This window comes from Tenacibaculum sp. 190524A02b (assembly GCF_964036645.1).
In the GTDB taxonomy this organism is placed as follows: domain Bacteria; phylum Bacteroidota; class Bacteroidia; order Flavobacteriales; family Flavobacteriaceae; genus Polaribacter; species Polaribacter vairaonense.
The window spans coordinates 2,556,016-2,579,039 of record NZ_OZ038525.1; the positions used below are offsets into that span (position 1 = coordinate 2,556,016).

General features: G+C 30.5%; 19 protein-coding genes. 6 read left to right on the top strand and 13 right to left on the bottom strand.

The features are described 5' to 3' along the window. Window positions 1-5: 5 nt before the first annotated feature. The 13 genes from ABNT65_RS10405 to ABNT65_RS10465 all read right to left on the bottom strand — a co-directional run bounded on the left by ABNT65_RS10405 (window position 6) and on the right by ABNT65_RS10465 (window position 12,768). Window positions 6-839 (bottom strand): universal stress protein, encoded by an 834-nt coding sequence (locus ABNT65_RS10405; protein ID WP_348704138.1) that lies wholly within the window; start codon window positions 837-839, stop codon window positions 6-8. Window positions 840-1,017: 178 nt separating this feature from the next. Beyond that, entirely contained in the window at window positions 1,018-1,722 is a 705-nt protein-coding gene (locus ABNT65_RS10410; protein WP_348745804.1) for a sulfite exporter TauE/SafE family protein, read from the bottom strand. Beyond that, window positions 1,722-2,171 (bottom strand): FixH family protein, encoded by a 450-nt coding sequence (locus ABNT65_RS10415; protein WP_348745805.1) that lies wholly within the window; start codon window positions 2,169-2,171, stop codon window positions 1,722-1,724. Before ABNT65_RS10415 ends, ABNT65_RS10410 begins: the two co-directional genes overlap by 1 nt. 24 nt (window positions 2,172-2,195) lie before the next feature. Then, complete coding sequence (gene ccoG, locus ABNT65_RS10420) at window positions 2,196-3,617, bottom strand: cytochrome c oxidase accessory protein CcoG (RefSeq protein WP_348737895.1); 1,422 nt, start codon at window positions 3,615-3,617, stop codon at window positions 2,196-2,198. A gap of 30 nt (window positions 3,618-3,647) precedes the next feature. Next, on the bottom strand, window positions 3,648-4,514 hold the full coding sequence (locus ABNT65_RS10425) for a cbb3-type cytochrome c oxidase N-terminal domain-containing protein (protein ID WP_348737894.1): 867 nt from the start codon (window positions 4,512-4,514) through the stop codon (window positions 3,648-3,650). 13 nt (window positions 4,515-4,527) lie between these two features. Then, the gene (locus tag ABNT65_RS10430; protein WP_348704129.1) at window positions 4,528-4,695 is read right to left on the bottom strand and encodes a CcoQ/FixQ family Cbb3-type cytochrome c oxidase assembly chaperone; all 168 of its coding nucleotides are present in this window, start codon (window positions 4,693-4,695) and stop codon (window positions 4,528-4,530) included. A gap of 4 nt (window positions 4,696-4,699) precedes the next feature. Beyond that, complete coding sequence (gene ccoN / locus ABNT65_RS10435; RefSeq protein WP_348704128.1) at window positions 4,700-6,901, bottom strand: cytochrome-c oxidase, cbb3-type subunit I; 2,202 nt, start codon at window positions 6,899-6,901, stop codon at window positions 4,700-4,702. A 9-nt stretch (window positions 6,902-6,910) separates the two neighbouring features. After that, a complete protein-coding gene (gene ccoS / locus ABNT65_RS10440) occupies window positions 6,911-7,078 on the bottom strand; it encodes a cbb3-type cytochrome oxidase assembly protein CcoS (protein WP_348704127.1) in 168 nt (55 codons plus the stop codon). Between the two features lie 137 nt (window positions 7,079-7,215). Further along, window positions 7,216-7,554: a hypothetical protein gene (locus ABNT65_RS10445; protein ID WP_348704126.1), complete on the bottom strand. Its 339-nt coding sequence runs from the start codon at window positions 7,552-7,554 to the stop codon at window positions 7,216-7,218. A gap of 94 nt (window positions 7,555-7,648) precedes the next feature. Beyond that, window positions 7,649-9,013: an oxygen-independent coproporphyrinogen III oxidase gene (gene hemN / locus ABNT65_RS10450; RefSeq protein WP_348704125.1), complete on the bottom strand. Its 1,365-nt coding sequence runs from the start codon at window positions 9,011-9,013 to the stop codon at window positions 7,649-7,651. Between the two features lie 4 nt (window positions 9,014-9,017). Then, entirely contained in the window at window positions 9,018-9,716 is a 699-nt protein-coding gene (deoD, locus tag ABNT65_RS10455) for a purine-nucleoside phosphorylase (RefSeq protein ID WP_348704124.1), read from the bottom strand. Window positions 9,717-9,727: 11 nt separating this feature from the next. Further along, window positions 9,728-10,396, bottom strand: coding sequence for a deoxyribose-phosphate aldolase (gene deoC, locus ABNT65_RS10460; protein ID WP_348704123.1), 669 nt, complete (start codon window positions 10,394-10,396; stop codon window positions 9,728-9,730). A gap of 2 nt (window positions 10,397-10,398) precedes the next feature. Continuing rightward, complete coding sequence (locus ABNT65_RS10465) at window positions 10,399-12,768, bottom strand: heavy metal translocating P-type ATPase (RefSeq protein ID WP_348745806.1); 2,370 nt, start codon at window positions 12,766-12,768, stop codon at window positions 10,399-10,401. Window positions 12,769-12,871: 103 nt separating this feature from the next. On the opposite strand from ABNT65_RS10465, the gene ABNT65_RS10470 reads away from it, so the two are divergent. The 6 genes from ABNT65_RS10470 to ABNT65_RS10495 all read left to right on the top strand — a co-directional run bounded on the left by ABNT65_RS10470 (window position 12,872) and on the right by ABNT65_RS10495 (window position 23,022). Beyond that, window positions 12,872-13,561, top strand: coding sequence for a Crp/Fnr family transcriptional regulator (locus ABNT65_RS10470; RefSeq protein ID WP_348737890.1), 690 nt, complete (start codon window positions 12,872-12,874; stop codon window positions 13,559-13,561). A gap of 25 nt (window positions 13,562-13,586) precedes the next feature. Next, the gene (locus tag ABNT65_RS10475) at window positions 13,587-14,126 is read left to right on the top strand and encodes a TPM domain-containing protein (RefSeq protein ID WP_348737889.1); all 540 of its coding nucleotides are present in this window, start codon (window positions 13,587-13,589) and stop codon (window positions 14,124-14,126) included. Between the two features lie 4 nt (window positions 14,127-14,130). After that, complete coding sequence (locus ABNT65_RS10480) at window positions 14,131-14,967, top strand: AraC family transcriptional regulator (protein WP_348737887.1); 837 nt, start codon at window positions 14,131-14,133, stop codon at window positions 14,965-14,967. A 96-nt stretch (window positions 14,968-15,063) separates the two neighbouring features. After that, entirely contained in the window at window positions 15,064-15,474 is a 411-nt protein-coding gene (locus ABNT65_RS10485) for a heme-binding protein (protein ID WP_348704118.1), read from the top strand. Window positions 15,475-15,741: 267 nt separating this feature from the next. Further along, complete coding sequence (locus ABNT65_RS10490) at window positions 15,742-17,820, top strand: hypothetical protein (protein ID WP_348745807.1); 2,079 nt, start codon at window positions 15,742-15,744, stop codon at window positions 17,818-17,820. 54 nt (window positions 17,821-17,874) lie between these two features. Continuing rightward, window positions 17,875-23,022, top strand: a complete 5,148-nt coding sequence (locus tag ABNT65_RS10495) for a hypothetical protein (protein WP_348737885.1) — start codon at window positions 17,875-17,877, stop codon at window positions 23,020-23,022. Window positions 23,023-23,024 lie beyond the last annotated feature (2 nt).

The window sequence follows — 23,024 nt, forward strand, 5'->3', positions numbered from 1 at the left end:
TCCAATTATACTTTAAAAGTCATTACAGGTAAACTACTATGATTAGCAACATCTTCTGAAATACTTCCTTCAAAAAAATGAGCTATTCCTTTTCTTCCGTGTGTTGCAATAGCCACTACATCAGCCTGAATTGAGTTTGCATAATTCAATACTCCTTCTTCAACTGAGTAATCTGCTACAATTTTAATTCCGTCCATAAAATCTATCTTTTCATGAACTTTATTCATAAACTTTACTACTTTACTCATAATTTCTTTAGTGCTTTTAAATCTAGAATTTGGAGTAGTAACGTATACTAATTTCATAGCACAACCTAACATTCCAAAAAAAGCTTTTGCTTCTTGATATGGCTTAATATCATCATCTGAAAAATCACAGGCAAACAGTGCTGTTTTAAAATCGGTTTCCATAGGTTCATCTTTTACTACTAATACAGGAATATTTGCATATCTTATCACTCTCTCCGTATTAGAACCTATAAAAAGTTCTTTAACTCCACTTGTTCCTTTGGAACCCATTATAATTAAATCTGCCTTTTCTTCTCTAGCTAATCTTTCTAATTCACTAAAAATTTTAAAATGTTTAATTACTGGAGTAATTTTAATTCCTTTTAAATATTCTTTTTCTAAAAATTTTGAAAACTTTTTTTCTGCTAACTTAAAATAAAACAATGTTTCTTCTTGAGTATATGCTTCTGACTGTGATACAATAGCATTTGATAGTTCTAACATATGAACTACCAAAATTTCAGCTTCTATTTTTTTTGCTAAATATGCTGCTGTTTTTAAGGCATTTTCTGCATACAAAGAAAAGTCTATAGGTACGATAATTTTTTTCATAATAATATTGTTTTTATTGGCTTCGCCAAAAGATATAATAGCTCGAGATTTACCTCGAAATTAAACTTAGTGTTCTACTAAATACCTTTTGGATATATTAAGGTAGTTTATACTACTATTCAAATTTACCTCTTATCCTATTTTTAAAATATGATTTTTGTCAGGTAGCACTATTTTTCTAATGGCAACCTTTTGCTTTAACTGTTATATCTGCAGCCTGTTTTTCTGGAGAAATATAAGGAACATTTAAGCCGAGTCCTCTTACTATAAAAAGTATTCCTATAACCACAACTATGTATGGTATTATTTTTTGAAGCTTTCTTTTTACATAACTATTTGTAATATTCCCTAAAAAGGTTGTAGCAACCATTAATGGAACTGTTCCCAAACCAAATAAAATCATATATAACGCTCCATGCAATATATTAGATCTTACCAAAGCTCCAAAAACCGCTACATAGACTAATCCGCACGGTAAAAACCCATTCAAAAGCCCTAGTAGTATAAAAACACGTTTCTTTTTCTTTTTTAATTGATTACCTAAAGCCGATTTTAGCTTTACAACTAATATAGTTAGTGGCTTTACAAGTGTTTGAAAATTGCCACCCAACTTGGGATAGATAATAAATAATATCATTAAAACTCCTGTAAAAATTGATAATTGTTGCTGTAAACCAAATATGTAGAAACTTCTTCCAAGCAAACTAAATAATAACCCAATAATACCATAGGCTATTAACCTGCCTACATGATAACTTGTTATTTGTAAAAAGCTTTTTATAGTATTAGATCTGTCAATAGGCAACATAAATGCTATTGGACCGCACATTCCTATGCAATGAAAACTCCCTAACAATCCTAATATAAAAGCTGAAATCAACATTAGTAAAACAATTCTTTTTTAAACAAATAAGCTTGTCCTTTATATTTACAGTTAACTGTAACATTCCAACGCCCTTTCAATAGTTTTTTGTCTGACACCAGCATAAAAGAAGTTTTCGGTATCATTGAAATTGGTAATTGAAAGTCTAGTTTCTTATTTGATGGTCTATATAACTGTACACTTCCTTTTATTTTTTTTGAATCAAATTTTTTAGGAAAAACTATAATAAGTCCTTCTTTATCTTTTTTAATCTTTATGCCTTCTGTTTTTTTAGCATTCTCAATAGCTTTTAAAGAACTTTGATATAATAATTCTTTCTGATAATATTTTTCAGTAACTAAATCATGGCTATAGTTTTTGTTTGTACTCATTGTTATTACGAAGTACATTATAAAACCTATAAATCCAATCATTCCGATAACAATACCTGTACTCCAATTTAGTCTCATTTTACTTATTTTTGAAAATTGTTTTTATCGGTAACTTCTAGGACTAAGAAAAACAGTACTGACTGTTTCTATTAATTTATTATCACTAAAAACACCTATCTTTAAAGTCTCCTTTTCTTTTTTAATTAATATTGATGGCAAGTTAATAAACAAAGTTCCTGACGCTATTCCTTGTTTGGGAATTACAATTTCTTGATGAGATATTATTTCTATTTTCCCTTTATGAGATAATAATTTATAACTCACTTTATTAATTTCTTTAGTGGTCTTATTTACTATTTTATAGGTATAAACATTACTAATTATATTATTTTCTTTGTGTTGATATAATTGACCTGGCAATCTTAAAATAGTAGCTTCTACATCATTTCTTAAAAAGAGCATTCCTGTAAAAACAATAATTAATAGTAACAGTACCCCAGAATAACCCTTCATCCTTGTAGTAAACTTAAAAGATTTTCCTTTACTTATATTTTCTTCACTAGCATACCGTATTAGGCCTTTAGGTAATCCTACTTTTTCCATCATTGTATCACATTCATCAATACACGCGGTACAATTCACACATTCTAACTGTGTTCCATTTCTTATATCTATGCCTGTAGGACATACGTTCACACATTGAAAACAATCAATACAATCTCCTTTCCCTGAGGTTAACCTATTTTCTGTTTTTTTAAACTTAGCTCTCCCTTTTTCCTTTTCTCCTCTCACATAATCATAAGCCACATTTATAGTTTTATTGTCTAGTAAAACTCCTTGTAGCCTTCCATATGGGCAAGCTATAATACATACCTGTTCTCTAAACCACACAAACACGAAATAAAATATACTTGTAAAAATTAATAGAGAAATCAATGTTCCTAAATGATTCAAAGGATTATCTTTTACGTACATTAACAATTGGTCTCCACCTATTAAATAAGCTAAAAACACGTTAGCTATAGCAAATGAAATCACAAAAAAAGCAAACCATTTTAAAAGTCGCTTCTTAATTTTTTCAGCATTCCAAGGTTGTTTATCTAGTCTTATTTGTTTTCCTCTATCTCCTTCTATTAAGTATTCTATTTTTCTAAATACCATTTCCATAAAAATGGTTTGTGGACAAATCCAACCACAAAAAATCCTACCAAAAACAACTGTAAATAGAATAACAAAGACTACTCCTATTATCATTGAAAGTACTAGCAAATGGAAATCTTGTGGCCAAAAAGGAAATCCGAAAATATGAAACCTTCTTTCTAAAACATTAAATAATAAAAATTGATTTCCATTTATTTTTATAAATGGTGCAGCTATTAATGATAGTAATAAAAAATAACTTACGTATGTTCTGTATTTATAAAATTCCCCTGTTGGTTTTTTAGGAAATACCCAAGAGCGCTTCCCTTCTTTATTTATAGTACTAATGCTATCTCTAAATTTTTCACTCTTGGGCTTTTCCATTATCAACTATTAAAAACTAACAACTAAATTTTACTCTCCTTCAAACAAATCTCCTTGTGGAGCTTTGGCATTATCTGGATTGGTACCTTTTAAAGACATCACATAACTTGCAACTTTCTGAACATCTTTAGGTTTTAAGGTTTTTTCCCAAGGAACCATTCCTTTTCCTGCTCGTCCTCCTTTAGAAATTGTTTTAAAAACATTTTTTATACCTCCTCCTAAAATCCAATATTCATCTGTTAAATTTGGTCCTATACCTCCGCCTCCATCTTTTCTATGACAAGCCGCACAATTTAAATTAAATACAGCTTTCCCTCTTCCTAAAGACGCTTCATCAGTCAATTCAGTAACCGTTTCAATAGCAATTACCTCTTCTTTAGACGTTGCTTTGAAAGCATCTAACTCTCTTTGCGCTATAGCTACGGCATTTTCATATTCTGTTACCTGATTATCGCCATCTAAAATGTGATATTTAACTAAATAAACTACTCCAAAAATCATCGTAGCATAAAACATATATAGCCACCAAGGCGGTAAATTATTATCTAACTCTTTAATCCCGTCATAATCATGATCTAATTCAATTTCAGTTTCATTTTCTATTGCTTTCGCTTGTGTCCATTGCTGAATTATTTTTTTTAACCAAGCCCAGTTATCTATGTCTTTTGGATTAATACCCTCTTTTTCTAATTGTAGTTCTTCTGCTTTCTTTAATGCTATTATGTTTACCAATTCTTTTAATAACACTACTAATATCAGAGCTACAATTGTTATCCATACTAGTGGATTTTCATATAAACTAAATGGATTCTTATAAGAAGTGATAGCTTTTGTAATGGCAAAAATGGTTACCGTTAAAAAAACAACATAAGCTAATGATTGAATGTATTTTCTCATATTACTTTCTTTATTAATTATCTAATGGTAATTGACTTACTTTATTCAAATACCCTTTTTTTGCTGTAAATACCCACCAAAAAAGCACTACAAAAAAGGTAAAGAATATTGTTAGTGAAATTATTGGGTAAATTTCTACTCCAGCAATACTTTCTAAATGGTTTTTCACAAACTTTAGCATGATTCTAATTTTTTACACTTAATTGTTCCTCTATATCCTTAACTTTTATGTCAGTTCCTAATCGTTGCAAATAAGCTATCAATGCAACAATTTCTCTATCTTTCATCTCTATGAACTGTAGTCCATTTTCTTTTGCATATTTTTTGTCTGCCTTATATATTTTAGCAAAATCTGGATCTGCATATAAATTTTCTTCAATCTGCTTTCCTTGTACATCCATTTGGTGTTGAGCATTGTTAATATCCTCTTCACTATAAGGAACCCCTAAAGCTACCATTGCTTTCATTTTTCCTTCTATATCAGATTTATCTAATTTATCTTTTAATAGCCATGGATATCTAGGCATTATTGAACCTGGTGAAGTACTCTGCGGGTCATACATGTGATTTAAATGCCAACTATCCGAATACTTTCCTCCTATTCTTAACAAATCTGGCCCTGTACGTTTACTTCCCCATAAAAAAGGATGATCATAAACAAACTCACCTGCTTTTGCATACTCTCCATAACGTTCTACTTCACTTCTAAATGGTCTAATCATCTGTGAATGGCACCCAACACATCCTTCACGGATATAAATATCTCTACCTTCTAACTCTAAAGGACTGTATGGTTTTACACTTGAAATAGTTGGTATATTTGATTTTACTAATAACGTTGGAACTATTTGAATTACTCCACCAATTAAAATGGCAATGGTTGCATAAATAGTTAGTTTTATTGGCCTTCTTTCTAACCATGTATGCCATGTTTCTCCTCCTGTTCTGTATTTTGATACTTTAACCAATGCAGGAGCTTCTGCTAACTCATCTGTTACACCTCTTCCTTGTTTTACTGTTTTTACCACATTGTATAGCATTACTATTGCTCCTACAATAAACATACTTCCTCCAATAGCTCTCATCCAATACATTGGTATTATTTCATACACAGTTTCTAGAAAGTTGCCATAAGTTAAGGTACCATCAGGGTTAAACTGTTTCCACATAGAAGCTTGTACAAAACCTGCTACATACATTGGAAGTGCGTACATTATTATACCTAAAGTTCCAATCCAAAAGTGAAAATTTGCTAAGGCTGTAGAGTATAATTTTGTTTTAAATAATCTTGGTATTAACCAGTACAACATTCCAAATGTTAAAAAGCCGTTCCATGCCAATGCTCCAACATGTACATGCGCTATAATCCAATCACTAAAATGAGCTATTGCATTTACATTTTTAAGAGATAACATAGGCCCTTCAAATGTTGCCATTCCGTAACCCGTAATTGCAACCACCATAAATTTTAGCACTGGATCTACTCTAACTTTATCCCAAGCTCCTCGTAATGTTAATAATCCATTAATCATACCTCCCCAAGAAGGTGCTATTAGCATTACAGAAAAAGCAACTCCTAGGTTTTGCGCCCACTCAGGTAATGAGGTATATAATAAATGATGTGGTCCGGCCCATATATATATAAATATTAATGACCAAAAATGCACAATGGATAGTCTATAAGAATATACTGGACGATTTGCTGCTTTAGGAACAAAGTAATACATTAACCCTAGAAAAGGAGTTGTTAAGAAAAATGCTACCGCATTGTGCCCATACCACCATTGAACTAATGCGTCTTGTACCCCCGCGTACACAGAATAACTCTTTAAAAAACTTACAGGTAGTTCTAAACTATTAAAGATATGAAGCACAGCTACGGTAACAAATGTTCCCAAATAAAACCAAACTGCAACGTATAAGTGACGCTGCCTTCTTTTTAAAATTGTCCAAATCATATTCGCTCCAAAGGCAACCCAAACTAAGGCTATAGCAATATCTATAGGCCATTCTAACTCAGCGTATTCTTTAGAAGTTGTATACCCTAACGGTAATGTAATTGCTGCTGCTATTATTATTAACTGCCATCCCCAAAAATTAAAATTACTTAGAAAATCACTGGCCATTCTTGTTTTTAATAGTCTTTGAAGCGAATAATAAACTCCAGCAAAAATGGCATTTCCTACAAAGGCAAAAATTACAGCATTGGTATGTAACGGGCGTAACCTTCCAAAACTCAACCACGAAATTCCGTCAGTAATATTGGGAAATAAAAACATAAAAGCCAGTAGTAATCCTACTGAAAATCCAACAAGCCCCCATAACATTGTTGCATAAATAAACTTCTTTACGATTTTATTATCGTAATAAAATTGTTGCATTTCCATAATCAATTTTTATTGGTTAATATTCTCTTTCTTTACTAATTCATCATCAAAAAGCATTCGTACAGAAGGTGTATACGAATCATCATATTGTCCATTTTTCACGGAAATAATAAATGCTATAAAAAACAATATAGCTATCAGTATACTTAGTGTTAGTAGTAGGTAAATAACGCTCATAATCATTCAAATTATTATACGTCAAAGGTAGATTGGAGTTACTTCTTAAAATATGATATTTATCATATTAAAGTTTTTTCAGCACAAAAAAAAGACTGTTTTAAAACAGTCTTTTTAGCTAAATATTTTTAGTAATATTATTTAAGTAGTTTCTGTAGGCCTGTCATCAAAATTCTTTCTAAAATAACATATTCACCATCAGACAGAAACAACTCTTTTATTTCATTAAATAACTTATCTATCTCTACTTTTGAAGAATTAAACACTTCTAAAGTATCTTGAATTTTTTGAATACTTTGGTAATCGTTATCTTTTTTAAATTCTAATCTCATCTTATGATACATATCACTTCCAAACCTAGAAATAATCATATCTAATTCTTCTGATGTTTCTTTATAATCTGCATTCATACAGTAAATAAAAATGTACGTATACAGTTCTTGTACTGTCCAGTTTGTTTCAATTATTGTTTTCATGACGCCTGAGTTTTAAGTTATACTCAAAGTTATCAATTAATTAACTAAAAAAGCATGATATAAGTCATAAATATTTAACTAACAATAAATTACACTAAACCGTCATAGAAAACAATTTTAGATTTGATTGTTTTTCGTATAATTTTTTATCAAATGCCATACAGATATTTCTAACAAATGGACGTGCTTTTTCTGGAACTTCTATCCCTATATCATCTATTATCACCAAACCATCTTTTTCCATTTCTTGTAATTTATCTATGTGAAAAGACAAATTATTCACTTGTAATTTATTGTCTTGCCATGAAGTTTTAAAATGACACATAATATTTAAAATATGCTGACGAATAACCAGATCTTCTTGTGACAAAATATGTCCCCTAAAAATTGGAATTTCTCCATTATTCACCAGCCTTTCATATTCTTTAACTGTTTTAACATTTTGAGCAAAACCATACCAAGAATCAGATATTGCTGACATCCCTAAACCAATCATTAACTGTGTTTTATTAGCAGAGTACCCCATAAAGTTTCTATGTAATGTTTTACTTTGTGAAGCTTTGTATAAGGAATCTGTAGGCAACGCAAAATGATCCATTCCTATTTCTACATATCCTATTTCTGAAAATAGTTTTTTTCCTATTTCATACAATTTTCTTTTTTCATCACCATTGGGTAAATCATTTTCATTAAAACCTCTTTGTCCTACTCCTTTTACCCAAGGTACATGTGCATAGCTGTAAAATGAGATTCTATCTGGTTGTAATTCTTTTGTTTTATTAATGGTATCAATTACATTTTCTTTTGTTTGAAATGGCAATCCAAAAATTAAATCATGACTAACAGAAACATATCCAATTTCCCTAGCCCATTTTGTTACTTTTTCAACCTCTGAAAAAGTTTGCTCTCTATTAATTGCTTTTTGTACTTCTTCATTATAGTCTTGCACCCCAAAACTAACTCTTGTAAAACCAACATCATAAAGTGCTTGTAATTGCTCTTTGCTTGTATTATTAGGGTGTCCTTCAAAACTAAATTCATGATTTGGGTGTTTAATAGCATAATCAAACAATCCATCCATTAACCTTAAAAGTTCTTCTTTTTGAAAAAAAGTAGGTGTGCCACCTCCTAAATGAATCTCCTTAACCACAGGTGTTTCATCAACTAAATTGGTATATAACTGCCACTCTTTTAAAACAGTATCTATATAAGGTTTTTCTAATTCATGTCTTTTAGTTATATGTTTATGACATGCACAAAACGTACATAAACGCTCACAAAATGGTAAATGAATGTACAAACTTATTCCTTCTGTTTGATTACTTTCTTTAAATGACTTTTTAAAAGATTCTATCCATTTGTCTATAGAAAATGTGTTTGAATCCCAATAAGGCACTGTTGGATAGCTAGTATATCTTGGCCCTGGTATATTGTATTTTTGAATGAGTGATTCCATCATCTAATTAAGCTATTTCTATAGCCAAGGCTACCATTTCTTTAAATGTTTGTTCTCTTTCTTCTGAAGAAGTTCTCTCTCCTGTTACTAAACTGTCTGAAATAGTAAGAATAGATAATGCTTCTACTTTATTTTTTGCTGCGATGGTATATAATGCAGCTGTTTCCATTTCTACGCATAAAACTCCAAAATCTGCCCATTTCTTATAACTTTCAAAATCATCAGCGTAAAATTCATCGGAACTGAGTACATTCCCTGCTTTTAACACTATTTCTTTTTGTGCTGCTACTTGCATAACTTTTTGTAGTAATTTGAAACTTACTGTAGGTGCATAGTCTGCACCATTAAAACGAATTTTGTTTAACCCTGAGTTTGTGGAAGCAGCTAATGCTATTACTATATCTCTGATTTTAACTTCTTTTTGATATGAACCTGCTGAACCAACTCTAATAAGTTTTTTAACACCATACTCATTAATTAACTCATGTGCATAAATTAATGCTGATGGTACTCCCATTCCTGTTCCTTGGACTGAAATTCTTTTTCCTTTATAAGTTCCTGTAAACCCTAACATACCACGCACATTGTTATAACAAACAGGGCTCTCTAAAAATGTTTCTGCTATCCATTTTGCTCTAAGCGGATCTCCAGGTAATAATACCGTCTCTGCTATTTCTCCTTTTTTTGCTTCTATATGTACGCTCATGTAATGCTTTTTTAGTAAGATCCGTCTTTTATATTTCCTTCAGTAACCAAAGCTACTCCAGATGATGTTCCTAAACGAGTTACTCCGATTTTTATATATGTCTGAGCTGTGGCTATGTCTCTAATACCGCCTGCAGCTTTTATTTCTATTTTATTTTTTGCTATTTCTTTCATAACAGTAACATCCTCAACTGTGGCTCCATTTGTTCCAAACCCCGTAGAAGTTTTGATAAAATCTGCTCCTGCATTTATAGCTAATTGACTCACTTTTTTTATTTGCTCTTGAGTTAAATAACAATTTTCAAAAATTACTTTTAATGTATAATGCCCAATTGCTAATTTAACTTGACGGATTTCTTCTTCTACTTTCTCATATTCTCCGTCTAATAAGTTTCCTATATTAATAACCATGTCTATTTCTTCTGCTCCATCAACCACTGCTTGCCTAGCTTCAAATATTTTTGACTTGGCACACATTGCTCCTAACGGAAAACCAACTACTGCAGCTACTTTTACATTGCTCCCTTTTAATTCTTCTTTAGCTAATGCTACATAGCTACCGTTTACACATACCGCATAGAAATTATGAGTTTTAGCTTCTTTACATAAATGAATAATATCTTTTTGAGTTGCTGTTGCTTTCAATAAAGTATGATCTATATATTGGTTTATGTTATCCATATTTATTTTATTTTGTAACTAATTAAATTTGTAGCAATGGTAGTAAATAATACTATACTAATAGAGCTTAGAGGCATTAAAATAGCTGCTATTATTGGAGTTAATTGTCCAGTTACTGCAAAATACACCCCAACTATATTGTAAGCTAAAGATAGTAAAAAACAGTACTTAATTATTTTTACTGTTTGTTTAGACAACTTTATAAAAGTAGTTAAATAATGAAATCTTGAAGCATCTAAAATAGCATCGCAGGCGGGAGAAAACACATTAATATCTTCAGATATAGCTACACCAACATTACTCTGTGCTAATGCTCCAGCGTCATTCAAGCCATCGCCAACCATCATTACTTTTTTATCTAGCTTTTGTAAATTTTCTATATAAGTAAGCTTATCTTTAGGTTTTTGATTAAACACTAAATTTGTTTTATTAGGCAAATGCTTTTCTAAGTATTTTTTTTCTCCATTATTATCTCCTGATACTACAGCCAAATCATAATCATGACTTAACATCCCTAATACCTTTTCCATTCCTTGTCTATAAGAGTTCTTAAAAGTAAACTTACCTAGGTATTCTCTATCTATACTCAAATGCACTGAAGTATCCATGTTACTAACTTCAGATTTATTTTTTACAAATGAAGACGATCCTACCTTTAGTTTATTATTTCCACAAATGGTTTCTATTCCTTTTCCTACATGTTCTTTAAAATCATCAATAGCTACTATTTTATCATCTTTCAATGTATTATATAAAGTTCTACTTAATGGATGGTTAGAAGCTCGTAAAGAACTTTTTAATATACTTTTTTGTTTATTTTTTATTGGTTGACCGTAATATTCAACTTCGCTTTTTTTAGTATTGGTTAGCGTTCCTGTTTTATCAAAAACTACACTATTTATAGTAGCTAATTGCTCAATTACAGTAACATTTTTTAAATAAAACCTTTGTTTACCAAAAATTCGTAGCATATTTCCCAAAGCAAAAGGAGCTGCCAATGCTATTGCACACGGACAAGCAATAATTAATACCGCTGTAAAAACATTTAAAGCTTTATTAGCATCATAAAATACCCAAAATAAGGTAGCAATAAAAGCAATAGTTAGCACTGCAATAGTAAAATTCTCTCCTATTGTATTAGTTAGTGTCTTAAACGAAGTATTCTTATCTTTTTTAAAAACATCATTGCTCCATAATTGTGTTAAGTAGCTTTGAGAAACTGAATTTAACACTTCCATTTCTATACTTCCTGAAATTTGTTTACCTCCTGCGTATATCTTATCTCCAGAACTTTTATTAACTGTATTTGCTTCCCCTGTAACAAAGCTATAATCTATAGCAGCTTCTCCTTTTATTAAAACACCATCTACAGGAATTAATTCTTGATTTCTAATTAATAATCGATCTCCTTTTTCTACTTTATAAATAGATATATTTTCTTCTTTTTCTTTTCCTAACCTTGTTACTGAAATTGGAAAATAGGATTTATAATCCCTTTCAAATGATAAAAATTGATATGTTTTTTGCTGGAAAAACTTCCCTAATAATAAAAAGAAAACCAAACCAGTTAAACTATCAAAAAAACCAGTTCCTAAATCAAAAACAATTTCTACTGTACTTCTTATAAATAAAACGATAATTCCTAATGCAATAGGTACATCAATGTTTAAAACTTTAGATTTTATTCCTTTATAAGCTGAGATAAAATAATCCGTGCTTGCGTAAAAAATTACAGGTAATGAAAAAATAAACATCAGCCATCTAAAAACAAATTTGTATTGCTCTAACCAATATTCTGATACTTCAAAATATTCTGGAAAAGACAGAAACATTACATTTCCATAAGCAAATCCTGCAACACCAAGTTTATAAATTAAATTACGGTTCACTTTTTTCTTTCCTACTTCATAATCTTCTAAACTTATATAGGGTTCGTAGCCAATACTACTTAACATTACTACTATTTCTTTTAAAGTTATACTAGTATCATACGTAATTCTTACTGTTTTTTTAGGAAAATTAACTCTTGATTGTTTAATCTCTTTTTTTAGCTTGTGTAGGTTTTCTAAAACCCAAATACAAGAGCTACAATGAATATGCGGAATACATAAATTGATAACAGCTACAGATTCATTCTTAAACTCTAGTAACTTTTCAACTATCTCCTCGTTCTCAAGAAAGTTGTACTTTCCTTTGATTTCTTCAGGAGTAGCTCCAGGACTGTTTTCAAAGTTGTAATAACAAGTTAAATCATTTTCTGAAAAAATTTCATAAACTGTTTTACATCCGTTACAACAAAATAATTTATCATCAATCTTAATTGCATCTATATCACATTCATTACCACAATGAAAACAGTTATCTCCCTTCATACTTTTGTTGATTACTCACTGCAAAGATGCTGTTATGCTTGTTTTAAAAATATGATATTTATCAGCTTTTTGGTATCTTTGATACACTACAAAAAGCTACATTATGGACGGGAAGTGTGAACAATGTATTGTGCGAAAATTTAACTCTTTAAAAGCATTAACAAAAGAGGAACTAGTTAGAATATCTAGTTGTAAAACCCATAAACTATATAAAAAAGGAGACATTCTTTTTGAAGAAGGAAAACATATTAATGGTGTTTTTTGCATAAAAAATGGTGTTTGCAAAGTTTCTAAAAGGAGTGATAATGGACGTGATCAAATTGTACATTTAATTAAAAGAGGTGATTTAATAGGAGAACGTAGCTTAATTAATAATGAAGTTTCTAATTTAAAAGCTGTAGCAGTTAATGATATGGAAGTTTGTTTTATTCCTAAAGAAGAAATTATAAATGACCTAGCTAGAAATCCAAACTTTACTATGGAGGTTTTAAAAAACATGGCCACTTCTCTTAAAAATGCAGATAATATTATAGTAGATATGGCTCAAAAAACGGTAAAGCAACGCTTAGCAGCCACTTTGTTATATTTAGATGAACGTTTTACTAAACATGATAATGGTGCTATTGACATCCATCTTACTAGAGAAGATATTGCTAACATTATAGGAACTGCAACTGAATCTGCCATTAGACTTCTTTCAGAATTAAAAAAGAAACAACTAATTCGTTTACAAGGAAAAGATATTTTTGTGTTGGATGTAAAAGGATTACGTACTATTGCTGATGGTTTTTAATATTATATTAATTTGTTATTAGAAAATGAAAATTATTCAACTTTTACTTATTTCACTTACAATTTCTCTTGTTTCTTGTAAGCTCACGGTTTCTGAAAGGAACACTAAAAAGACTATTCCTTTTTTTGACTTTAATTCTGTAGAAAAATACAAACAAAGTAAATTAACAGGCCAAATTGTTAATGATTATAGTAATATTCTTAATCCTTCTCAAAAACGGCAATTAACGAGTTTAATTAGTAACTATTATAAAAAAACGACACGTCAAATAGCTTTAGTTACCGTTAATAATATTGAATCTTACACGGATATTAGAAAGTTTAGTACTGATTTAGGAAACTATTGGGGCATAGGAAGTGCTGAAAAAAACAACGGTATTTTAATCGTTTTTTGTAATCCTTGTAAACAAATAAGAATTGCTACTGGACTAGATACCCAAAAGGTTTTAACAGACGACATTTGTAGCACTATACTTAACAATAATATGATTCCTTATTTTAAGGAAGGTAAATTTTATGAGGGTTTTGAAAACGGGATTACTGAATTAATTAAACAATGGAAATAAACTCATGCCTATAGACAACATACCTGAACTCTATTTCAATACAAATAAACCTAAACCTAATTTATTTGTATACGACTTAAAAATGACCGAAGATTCTATAAAAACTAAGGTCAATTTAAACATGCATATGTTTAGTTTTTTACAAACTGGCAAAAAACAAGTTCATTTTGCTAACACCTCAGCATTCGTTAATAATAATCAATCTATTCTTATAAAAAAGGGAAATTGTTTATGGAGTGAGTTGTTGGATAAAGATACTATTTACTTCTGTAAACTTTTCTTTTTTTCTGAAGAGAATCTTAAGGAGTTTTTAAATAAACAAATGATTAAGTCTAAAGAAAAAAAGGTAAAATCTTCATCTTTTTTCACCATTGATAATGATGAATATTTAGGCTATTATTTTAACTCATTAACTACCATTACTAACAAACGTTCTACTTTTTCAAACGCTTTATTGTCTATTAAATTTGAAGAGCTTTTAATGTATTTATTGAGTAAATATGGAGCTCGTTTTGAAAACTATTTAATCTCTTTAGTTACCCCAGAAACATCTTCATTTAAAAAAAGCATTGAGCAAAATATTTTTACACCTTTATCTTTAGAAGAAATTGCTTTTTTGTGTAATATGAGTCTCTCAACTTTTAAACGTCATTTTTTAAAAGAGTATAACATTTCTCCTGGTAAATGGTTTCGTGAGCAACGTTTATTAAAGGCTAAAGAATTATTAGAACAAGGAAATCTAACTTCTTCTGATATTTATTTAAATCTAGGCTATAACAACTTATCCAACTTTAGTAATGCCTTTAAAACCAGATTTGGTATAAATCCAACTCAGGTTTAAATGGACTTTATTCATAACTTATTGAACTTTTATCGTAAATATCTAAACACTTTTATCTATTAATTTTGCTGTACTTTAAAACTAATACATTAAATTATGAACATTACTTTAGAACAAGCAGAAGAAATTATTGCAAAAGCCAAAGCAAAATCTGTAGAAATAGATACTAAAATGAATATTGCTGTAGTAGATGCAGGTGCTAACTTAGTAGCGTTTGCTAGAATGAATGGTGCTTGGTTAGGATCATTAGATATTTCTATTAAAAAAGCTAAAACAGCTCGTTTTTTTGATATGAACACTGGTACTGTAGGAGAATTATCTCAACCTGGTGGTGCTTTATTTAATATTGAACACTCTAACAATGGTTTAATTACCTTTCCTGGAGGTGTGCCATTAAAGGATGCTGATGGTAACATTATTGGTGCTGTTGGTGTAAGTGGTAGCACAGTAGAAAATGACCATATTGTTGCGGAAGCTGCCGCTAATGCTATTTTAGCAACCGTATAAAATATTTATCTAAATAATTTTATTTTAAAACTACAGTCTATTGGCTGTAGTTTTTTTTATTTATGATACTTTCTAAAAAAATTACGTATTTCTTTCCTTTCTTCTTACAACATCATTCCATTTTTAGTATTCGAAAATTTTCTAAAAAACTGGGTAACATTTCTTTTTAAGTAGCACTATACAGTATAAAATACTGTTTACTGAATTCATTATCAAATTATAAAACAGCTAAATAGTATCTAAAACTTAAAAACAAACACATTCCTAATGAAAAAAAATGTCATCTCAGCGTTTATGTTACTATTTACAGTAACTTTTATCAATGCTCAATCTACCACCAATGTTGGTGTAGATTCAGGTAATCAAGGAACAAATAATAGTTTTTTTGGCTATCAAGCTGGGCAATTAACCACCTCCAGTAACAATTCCTTTTTTGGAGCTAAAGCAGGTGCTAAAAACACTACAGGCCTCTATAATCTTTTTATTGGAAATAGCTCTGGTTTTAATAATATCTCAGCATCCAATAACTTATTTATTGGAAGTTTTTCTGGTTATAGTAATGTTAATGGTAATTTTAACTTATTTCTTGGAGCAAATGCAGGGCTTAACAACACCTCAGCTTCTAACAACCTATTTTTAGGTTATAATTCAGGAAAAGAAAATACTACAGGAAACAATAACCTTTTTATTGGTGCTACTTCTGGATTTAAAAACACATTAGGAAACTTTAATACTTTTATAGGTAAAGATGCAGGTAGAAGTAATACATCTGCTTCTTATAATATGTTTTTAGGAGCAAAAACAGGCTACTCTAACACTACAGGTACACTTAACACTTTTTTAGGTTATTATTCTGGTTATGCCAATACTACTGGGATAAACAATGTATATATAGGTGCTTTAGCTGGGCAATCTGGCATTGGAGACAGAAACGTTTTTATAGGTTCTCATGCAGGATTTAAAAATAAAGGTGAAGGTAATGTTCTTATTGGTAATTATGCTGGATATAATGAAGCTGGTAGTAACAAGTTATATATAGAAAACTCTAACGATTCTACTCCACTAATTTATGGAGACTTTAGTACAAACAGAATTGGAATTAATACTAAAACATTTAATAGTAATGAGAGCTTAGCTGTAAAAGGAAACACTTTTATAGATGGTGCTTTAAAAAGCGTTAATGGAGCCATTTTAGGAGAAGATGTATCTGTTAGTAGTTATCCTCTACGTTTAGGTAAAAATGTAGATGGAGAAAAGAAAAATTTTCTTTGGCATATAAGTAAAACTGGATATTTAGAGCAAAGTGTATGGGATTTTAATGGAAAAAGAAGACAACAAACTTGGGCATATCCTAATTTAACTTCAAACTCATATCATGATACAAACGGTGATGAGTTTTTCAAAGTACAATGGAGTCAAGACGGTACTTTTCTTCAAATGGGAAAACCAAACTCTAAACTACGAGTGGGTAGACTTTCAGAATACCTTCCTGAAAAAGCAATGGTTGTAAATGGAGCCTCAGTAATTGAAGGGGATTTTAAAGCCAATACAGGTATTTTTGAAGCTAAAAGCTTAGATGCAGCAATTGAAGCAGATGCAGCAGGAAATTGGCAAGATAGAAACCTTAATAGTATTGCTTTATCTGCAGGAAGATTGGTAGGAACCTACGACAATGGTTTTGAAGAAAGATTACTTAACTTTTTTGATTTTCCTAATTCTGTGTTTTTTGGCATTGAAGATCAAAACAATAAAGGAAGGTTACGCTTTATTGCTGACAAAGGAAAAGAAAGTCAATTCATTTTATTAGATAAAGATCAGTCAGAATATTTTAAAGTATTAGAGTTTGCAGATGGAGCTAAAGTAATGCAAATGGGTAAGCCAAACTCAAGATTAAGAATAGGAACTTATGGAGATTACCTTACACAACATGCGGTAGTGATAAAAGGTAGCTCTATGTTTGAAGGAAAAATAATAACTAATGATATTGTTGGTATTGGTACTTCAAGTCCGGATCCCAAATTTAAACTATCTGTCAACGGTCAAGTAAGAGCTAAAGAAGTAACTGTGGAAACGGATTGGGCAGATTATGTTTTTGAAAAGGATTACAACCTTCCTACCTTAAAAGAGGTTGAAACTCATATAAAGGAGAAAGGACACCTTAAAAACATACCTTCTGCTAAAGAAGTGGCTGAAAAAGGAATCAAAATAGGCGAAATTAATGCCAAGCTTTTAGAAAAAATTGAAGAGTTAACCTTATACACTATTTCTCAAGAAAAGAAAATACAAACACAAGAGAACCGATTAAAAAGACTAGAACAATTATTACTGGATAAGCAAAACAAGTAATAACTATGTTTTTTATTCTTAGCTATTAATTACTAATATCTAAACAAATTTCTCATGCAAATAAACAATAAAAATAACCTCACAAATAAAGAAGTTACTACAAAGCCTTCGCATAAAGCCATTGCGTTGTTTTTTATATTTACTTTTTTACAAAGTTTACTCCCACATCATCAATTATGGGCTAACAATAATGGTCCAAATGCTCCTGAAGCCATGGCTTTTGAACCCGTTGATGCTACTGATATGGTTAACTTAGCAACGGGTGATATGTCTTATGTATTACCTATATTAAACGTGCCAAGTCCTGAAGGAGGCTATCCTTTGGCACTATCCTATCACGCTGGCATTGCTATGGATCAACAAGCTTCATGGGTTGGTTTAGGTTGGTCTTTGAATCCTGGTGCTATTAATAGATCTATAAATGGCTTTCCAGATGACTGGAAAGATTCCAAAAGAACAGATATGATATATAATATTGGAGGAGAATCTACAAGTAATAAATTATCATTAAGCGTAGGTTGGGGAGGTAATGGAAAATATTCTGTGGGTTTATACTCTGCTTGGGGTGAAAATAGAGCCTTTGGAGGTGAAACATCTAGCTATTTTGCTTTTGGAGCTCATGCAGGTTTTAAAGGAAAAGATGCTACTTTGGGAATTAATGCAGGTTCAAACGGAATTGGTATTTCATATGCTAGTAATAGAATTGGAGGAGGTGGTATTTCTTTAAACTCCACAAAAAATGGACTAGGTATATCGTTAACATCAACTAGTGGAGGAAACTTTAATATAGCAAATGTAGGAACATCTAAAAATAACAACTCAGCATCTTCAGCTACTTCTTATTCACAATCAGGAAGTGCCATAATGGTAGATTTTAGTCTTTATTTTAAAGCTTTAAAAATAAACTTGAATTATTCAAAGTCTCCAAAGCTTAGATACTGGAACCATGATAAAAAAACATATACTGCTACGGGTACTTTATACTCTGGCCAATTAAATGAAGTATTATCTTCTCAAAACACAAAGCTACCATATTTACAAGATTTTGATGCGTATGAGGTAAAGAACAATACTGATAGGTCTAAAGCAAATTACGACAATAATTTAACAAACTTAGCCTTCGATCATTATAGTATTGCTGCGCAAGGTTTATCTGCTACAATGTCTCCAGTAATTAGTAATTCTGGTACTATTCACCAAATGAGAAGGGATATTAACACTCATACTATTGATGGAGAACATAATACAATTATGCCCTATAGGAAAAGATCTTTTTCTAAAAGTATTGGAACCAATAACACCATTCACTTTTACATGGATAATGAATATTCATCATACTTATCTCTATCTTCAAACTTGTTAAATATTCCACCACCAGCCGAACATACAAGACCTTCTGAGCTTTTCGATGGATTCGAGGCTGAAAACAGTTCTTTAAATACTTCCTTTACTAATAATGGAATAACATTTAATAATTATAATGAAAACTCTAAGAGAATAACTAAAGGGTCTTACATTGAAACTTTTACCAATAAACAAATTCTAAATTCAAATATTCTAGGTTTTACCAACTCTCTTACTAACCGTGATGATTACAATGAAGATGGTATTGGCGGATTTAAAATTACAACTTCAGATGGTAAAACATATTTTTATACAATACCTGTTTATCAAAAAGAAAAGTTTGACAGAAGCTCTTCTTTAAAACACGATATAGAAGATAAATTTTTTGAACAACATTCTTTAGATAGTTATGCTACTCATTGGCTTTTAACCGCCATTGTTGGCCCCGATTATATAGATACGAATGGAAATTATATTATAGATAAAAATGACTATGGATATTGGGTTAATTTTGATTACGGAAAATGGACAGATGGATATACATGGAGAACTCCTCTTGAAGGTTATGAGTTTAATGAAAAGTCTAAAAGTTATGGATGGGGAAGCAAAGAAATTTATTACCTAGATAGAATAAAAACAAGAACTCATACAGCTCTCTTTGTAAAGGAAGCAAGAAAAGATAATAAATCTAGTAAAATTAAAATAGGCAATAGTAAAACAGATAGAAAATGGTATACCGAAATACTACTCGGCTTCTCAGATTATAATATGTTTAAAGGAACAGACAATAAAATCTATAAACCAGGTCTATATGAAAATTACGCTTTCAACTCTTACTTTGACGCAAATAATCAATCTATTAGAGCAGACAATAGTTTTTATTATAATTCAAAAGAACAAAAAACGTTAAGATTAAAAGAAATATTACTTTTAAACAATAGTGATATTCCTATTAATTTTTCAAAAGCCAATGGAGAAAAACCTATTGAAATTGGAGAAATGTTTTTTACTGAAAGACAAAGAGTAACATGTTGTAAAGGAGAAGGTCACACCCTTATTTATGATAGTGGTGATAAAGTAGTTCAAAAAGCAAATAAAAAGTGGAAAGGCCACTATTATCAGCAAATAATGGATGAAAGTGATGTAGAAACCTCATCTTTTAACTTAAGAGAAAAAGCCATTCAAGTTATAGATTTTAAACACGACTATTCTTTATTAAAAAACACACCTAATTCAGAAGCTACATCTAAGGGAAGATTAACGTTAACGGAATTAAATATAAAGGGTAAAGCTGGAAATAACATTACTCCTCCATATAAGTTTGATTATTATAACAGTGAAAATTACAATCCAAAAAACAGAGATGATTGGGGGTATACGAAAAACAATCCAGCGTCAAGCAGTCTTAAATCAATAACTAATCCATTAGGAGGTAAAATAAATATTGAATATGAAACAGATGATTATTACGAAGAAGCTTCTATTTCAAAAAGAGTTTATGAAAATGGGTTACAGTTCAAATTTTACAATTACAACAACAAACTACGTTTTGATGTTGAAAAAGCTCCTGAAAGTGAGGTTCAAGGTAATTTTTCTGATTATTTTAATATAGGAACTCCAATAATTGCAGACATATGGGCTTGTTTAGCACATGAATATAATGATTGGGGATGTAAATCTAGAAGTGGTAGTATCAACATTCCTCTTAAGGAGATTGATGTAGTCACAGTTTCGGATAACAAAGTTACATTTGAAACTAGTCTTTCCTATACAAGTAATCATAGAGATGGTCTTAATTGGCTTTATGATGCTGGACCAATGGGTAATGATTTTTCAAGACATATTATGCAAAACACAAGAAGAGGAGCATGCCCAGATTTGAGTGGTGGTTGCTCAAATAGAACACGGGTAACATTTCAATATAAATTAATCGCTCAAAACTCTCAAAAAAACCTAGCCGGTGGGGGCCTAAGAGTAAAAAAAATAGGTGTTTTTGAAAATGATACTGAAGTTTCTTCTAAAACATACTATTATAACATTCCTAATTTCGATCAAAACCCTACAAGTACAGGATATAAATCTTCAGGAACTACCTCGTATGCACCTTCAAAGCATGATAAAGATATACTTTATTTAAATGAATTACCTAGTCCTGGAATTGTATATAAAAATGTAAAAGTTCTCAATAGTGATGGAACTTATAATTTATATGATTTTAAAGGACTTGATAAAGCAGTAGGAACTAACGATAACTTTAGTATGGGAGATATCTTAAAAATTAAAGTAGCTCAAAATGCAGATTATACATCTAAACACATAAAATCTACAACAACAATTTCGAAGATCAATATAAAAAAATATGAAGAAACTAAAAACTTTGGAAGCATTGGTAGGCTAATAAAAGTAGCTTCTTATAATTCAAATGATCAATTACTAAGAAAAGTTGTAAATTCTTATAAAACCGATTTTAATGCACAAAAGCAAGGTGTGGTAGAAGAGTCCTTTAATTCATATAAATACATTGATAATAAGGATGAGCAAAAGATAAACTACAACATTTCAGTTGCTTCTATTAAAAAAATCCCTTCTGTTTTAAGAAGTACAACAACTTTTGAAAATGGATATTCATTTTTTAAAGACTATAATTCTTTTGATTTTAACACAGGAGAGCCTCTGGATATAATAACCACATTAAGCAATGGCACTACTTTTAAAACACGAAATATTCCTGCGTATACAATACCCGAATACTCTGGTGAATTAGATAAAAATGAAGATGGGGTTCCTGATGGTTTTGGAATGGGATCTAAAGTAGATAACCCCACCAATAAAAACATGCTAACACAACAAGCCATTAATTTAACTCAAATAAAAGGAAGTAGGAATCAATGGAAAACAACTAGTGCAAATATTACTACATGGAACAAGAATTGGTTATATCGTAACTATGATGGTAGTTTATTCAAACCTAGAAGTAATGCCGCTAAAATATGGAGAAAACATAAAAATTATGTTTGGAAAGGGCCTATTGAAAATGATGGTGCTTATGCAGGTTATCTTGGAGATTTTGATAACTTCAATTGGATCTACCCTAACGAACAAACAAATTTAAATTGGACAGCAACTTCCACTATTAATTTATATAACCATTTTTCATCTCCATTAGAAACTATTGATATTAATGGTAACAAAATGGCTTCTGTAATGAATGGAGATAATACTAAAGTTGAAGCCGTTGCTAATGCAGGATATACAGAAATATTTTACAGTGGAGCTGAAAATAGAATAAATAACTCTAACTTTTTAGGTAAAGAAATTCAAGGAGCTAATTACAGAGACAATTCGTTGGCTCACACAGGACAATATTCTCTAAAACTAAGTTCAGGGGATAAAGGGTATCATATGGCAATGCATATAGGAGATTCCCACCGCGCTGGGGATTACAAAATTTCTGTATGGATTAATAAAGCTAATGCAGATAAAGCTAGAATATTTATTAATGATGAATTAAAATCATTTAATGGTGAGAGTATCACCTCTGGTAACTGGATACAGTTAAATCATTATGAATCATTATCTGCTGAATATGAAGAAATTTATGTAACGGCTCTTACAGGTAGTACTTTATACGCAGACGACTTTAGAATTCATCCTCTAGAAGCTTCTATGACCAGTTACGTGTACAATGAATGGGGAGAGCTTTCCTATATTATTGGCGCCAATAACTTAGCTACTAAATATGAATATGACGCTGCTGGTAGGTTATTTAAAACTTATAACGAAGTGATAGATACTCCAACTATAACTGGAGGATTTAAAGAAGTTAGCAAAAACACCTATCACTATAAAACACAATAATC

Coding starts and splice junctions, on each gene's coding strand:
- ABNT65_RS10405 (WP_348704138.1), bottom strand. CDS start 839: ATGAAAAAAATTATCGTACCTATAGACTTTTCTTTGTATGCAGAAAAT.
- ABNT65_RS10410 (WP_348745804.1), bottom strand. CDS start 1,722: ATGTTGATTTCAGCTTTTATATTAGGATTGTTAGGGAGTTTTCATTGC.
- ABNT65_RS10415 (WP_348745805.1), bottom strand. CDS start 2,171: ATGAGACTAAATTGGAGTACAGGTATTGTTATCGGAATGATTGGATTT.
- ccoG (WP_348737895.1), bottom strand. CDS start 3,617: ATGGAAAAGCCCAAGAGTGAAAAATTTAGAGATAGCATTAGTACTATA.
- ABNT65_RS10425 (WP_348737894.1), bottom strand. CDS start 4,514: ATGAGAAAATACATTCAATCATTAGCTTATGTTGTTTTTTTAACGGTA.
- ABNT65_RS10430 (WP_348704129.1), bottom strand. CDS start 4,695: ATGCTAAAGTTTGTGAAAAACCATTTAGAAAGTATTGCTGGAGTAGAA.
- ccoN (WP_348704128.1), bottom strand. CDS start 6,901: ATGGAAATGCAACAATTTTATTACGATAATAAAATCGTAAAGAAGTTT.
- ccoS (WP_348704127.1), bottom strand. CDS start 7,078: ATGAGCGTTATTTACCTACTACTAACACTAAGTATACTGATAGCTATA.
- ABNT65_RS10445 (WP_348704126.1), bottom strand. CDS start 7,554: ATGAAAACAATAATTGAAACAAACTGGACAGTACAAGAACTGTATACG.
- hemN (WP_348704125.1), bottom strand. CDS start 9,013: ATGATGGAATCACTCATTCAAAAATACAATATACCAGGGCCAAGATAT.
- deoD (WP_348704124.1), bottom strand. CDS start 9,716: ATGAGCGTACATATAGAAGCAAAAAAAGGAGAAATAGCAGAGACGGTA.
- deoC (WP_348704123.1), bottom strand. CDS start 10,396: ATGGATAACATAAACCAATATATAGATCATACTTTATTGAAAGCAACA.
- ABNT65_RS10465 (WP_348745806.1), bottom strand. CDS start 12,768: ATGAAGGGAGATAACTGTTTTCATTGTGGTAATGAATGTGATATAGAT.
- ABNT65_RS10470 (WP_348737890.1), top strand. CDS start 12,872: ATGGACGGGAAGTGTGAACAATGTATTGTGCGAAAATTTAACTCTTTA.
- ABNT65_RS10475 (WP_348737889.1), top strand. CDS start 13,587: ATGAAAATTATTCAACTTTTACTTATTTCACTTACAATTTCTCTTGTT.
- ABNT65_RS10480 (WP_348737887.1), top strand. CDS start 14,131: ATGCCTATAGACAACATACCTGAACTCTATTTCAATACAAATAAACCT.
- ABNT65_RS10485 (WP_348704118.1), top strand. CDS start 15,064: ATGAACATTACTTTAGAACAAGCAGAAGAAATTATTGCAAAAGCCAAA.
- ABNT65_RS10490 (WP_348745807.1), top strand. CDS start 15,742: ATGAAAAAAAATGTCATCTCAGCGTTTATGTTACTATTTACAGTAACT.
- ABNT65_RS10495 (WP_348737885.1), top strand. CDS start 17,875: ATGCAAATAAACAATAAAAATAACCTCACAAATAAAGAAGTTACTACA.